The organism is Nitrococcus sp., assembly GCF_059432795.1.
Genome location: NZ_JBXWZQ010000206.1, coordinates 1 through 2,538, shown reverse-complemented (window position 1 = coordinate 2,538; position 2,538 = coordinate 1). Strand labels below are relative to the sequence as shown.

General features: G+C 64.2%; 4 protein-coding genes. All 4 read right to left on the bottom strand.

Annotated elements, in window-relative coordinates:
- Positions 1-352, bottom strand: a 352-nt coding sequence (locus AC52Q4_RS14580) for an FAD-dependent oxidoreductase (RefSeq protein WP_495537528.1), incomplete at its 3' end; no start/stop codon positions are given.
- A 65-nt stretch (positions 353-417) separates the two neighbouring features.
- Positions 418-1,119: a c-type cytochrome gene (locus AC52Q4_RS14575; RefSeq protein WP_495537527.1), complete on the bottom strand. Its 702-nt coding sequence runs from the start codon at positions 1,117-1,119 to the stop codon at positions 418-420.
- 211 nt (positions 1,120-1,330) lie between these two features.
- Entirely contained in the window at positions 1,331-2,158 is an 828-nt protein-coding gene (locus tag AC52Q4_RS14570; RefSeq protein ID WP_495537526.1) for a hypothetical protein, read from the bottom strand.
- A gap of 1 nt (position 2,159) precedes the next feature.
- On the bottom strand, positions 2,160-2,538 hold a 379-nt coding region (locus tag AC52Q4_RS14565), incomplete at its 5' end, for a hypothetical protein (protein WP_495537525.1).

Genomic DNA, 2,538 nt, shown 5'->3' with positions numbered 1-2,538 from the left:
CGGTCTGGGCGTCGCGATCGACGCCGACGGCCCAGTCGTGCACCACGTTGATGCCGTAGTCGGCCGCGAGGGTGCCGTAGCTGTGGGCGATGCTCTCCAGGGTGCGGAAACCCGCCATGTAGAGGTTCGAAAAGAAGCAGGTGTAATAGGTGCGCGTGGGTTCGACCAGCGTCACGTCGATGGCGCCATCGCTGTCCTTTGCGATGTAGCGCGCCGCGGTCGCGCCGCCGGCACCGCCGCCGATCACCACCACGCGGGGCTTGCCATGCCCGGCGGCGTGAACCATCGGCGCCGAAAGGCTCGCTGCCGCGGCCACACCGGCGCCCACAAAGGTGCGTCTGTTGAGTTTCATTCCGTGTCCTCCCTTGGTTACTTGGTCAGCCCGGAACCGAGCCGATCCGAATTTGGCTGCCCGGGTTACAGGCCGCCAAAATACGCGGCCAGAGCCGCGATTTCCTCATCCGACAGCCGGGATGCGAACATTTGCATCACCGGATGCGGCCGGATCTTTCGCTTGTAGGCATGCATCGCCACCACGAAATCCTCCTCCGGCCAGCCAATGATCGCAGGCACACCGTCGTCGTTGCCATCGACCTGGTGGCAGGTCGTGCACTCGGTCGACAGGTAATTACCGTAGTCGACATCGCCGACGATTGCGAGCACATCGGGGGCGAGCTCCACCTCGCGCGACATCGCCGTGGGCGCGGCCTCGGGGATGTTGGCCGGATCGGCCGAGAACAGGCGCAGATAGGCGAGCACGTCGGCGCGCTCCTCGGGGTCCTTGATGCCCCGGAACGCCATCCGGGTATCGCTCACCAGCGCCTTTGGGTTCTCGATATAGGCGTCGAGCGTACGCAGATCCCAGAACAACCCATCGACGCCTTCGCGAACCAAGCCTTTGGAATAGCGGGTATAGTCTTCGATCGAACCGGCACGCCGGTCGAAGATGCCATTCAGATGCGGCCCGACCCGGTGCTTTGCCCCTTCGCCCACGTCATGGCACGAGGCGCATTGGCGATAGGCTTTGGCACCACGTTCGGCATCGCCGAATTCCTGAGCAGCAGCGGGGCCGACAATCATAACAGCAAACGAAAGTGCCGCAAGCAACGACGTCTTCATCACGTTCCTCCCTTTTCACCTCTCCGGCAGCCACGGCTCATTTTCGGCCATGGTCTCCGGCAGTGCCTTCCTTTCTTTTATTCCGATATGTCGATCTGATCCAGAATTTTATTGCTTGGCATTTCGCGGCACCACCGCCCCCCGCACGGCGTGCACCCAGCGAGCTCCACGCGCCCGCCGGGTTTTGCTGCTATTCGCGATGCCGGGCGAATCACTCGGCGAGTGCGGCGGTTTGCATCGGCGAGAGATACGCCAGGGTGAATCGTGGACCCACCATCCGGGGATCATGGACACTGATCTGGAATTGGATGTCGCTCACCGCGCAGTTGCCATGCACCGCGCGCATCTCGTCGCAAGCGCGCCGGGCGGCGAGCAGAACCTCTTGCGTCCGAGCATCGATCGTCGCGCGCGAGGGCGCGGGGACCGTCCATGTCTCGAGGCTGAATTCCCGCTCCTGGTAGACCACCGTGTCGGCCTGCGGAAAGCTGCCCACGGCGTCCTTCGGGGTGAACACGGCGGTTGTGTCGACCTTGTAATAACCGTCGAATCCGGCCAGTTCGGGCGGGTCCCGTTCGGCGTCATAGCTGATCATCCGGGTGCTGTAGCGGGTCACCCCGCAGTGTCCCGCGATGGTGGCGACGAGGCCTTCGCAGGCGGCATCGGCCACCTTGGCGATACGTGCCTCGACCAGCACGTCACGCATTTCTCCCTCCGGCATGGTCTCGCCCGGCTGGAGCAGGCTCATTGGATCGATGATCGTGCTCAGTTGCGCCAGCCGCTCGCGGGTGAATGTGGCCGGCGCGAGCAGCGCGGCCGCCTGCTTGGGTTCGAGATCCTGCCCCCGGCTGCCGATAATCCTGAACGGGATCTCACCGCTCTCCTCGGCGACGGCCGTCTCGATCCTGTCCGGCCCCGTCTCTGCGCTGAACGCCTCGCTCATCGACTTGTTCACCGTGAACATCATCTGCATCTGCATCGCACCGATCACCATTGCCGGGACGAGGAAGATCACTGCCCCGAGCACACCAAAACCACGCATCTCACCACTCCGTTGTAAAAAATTCTGGCTTCACCACGGCCAGCGGATCGCCGCCCGCGAGCCTGGCTCCGGCCTGTTTGACCTCGGCCCTGTAGGCCTCCGGCCAATCATGAAGCCCCGCCACCTTGAAGAACCGCTCGGTCTGGGCGACCACGTAGGCCCCCGCAAGCGGGGTAAAGGCCGGGGCCTGGTCGGGATCGGTCGGCATCGGGCCCACGAGGCTCACATTGCCGAACGCCAGCCCGAACAGCGAATCGTCCGCGTTGATGCCGAACTGGGCCTCGAACCAGTCGTTGAAACCGGCGATCTTCGCCGCGGCCTCGGCGCGCGCTTTCTCTTCGCGCTCGCCGCTGAGCTTGTCCGCCTTGATCTCGGCCTCG

Coding starts and splice junctions, on each gene's coding strand:
- AC52Q4_RS14575 (WP_495537527.1), bottom strand. CDS start 1,119: ATGAAGACGTCGTTGCTTGCGGCACTTTCGTTTGCTGTTATGATTGTC.
- AC52Q4_RS14570 (WP_495537526.1), bottom strand. CDS start 2,158: ATGCGTGGTTTTGGTGTGCTCGGGGCAGTGATCTTCCTCGTCCCGGCA.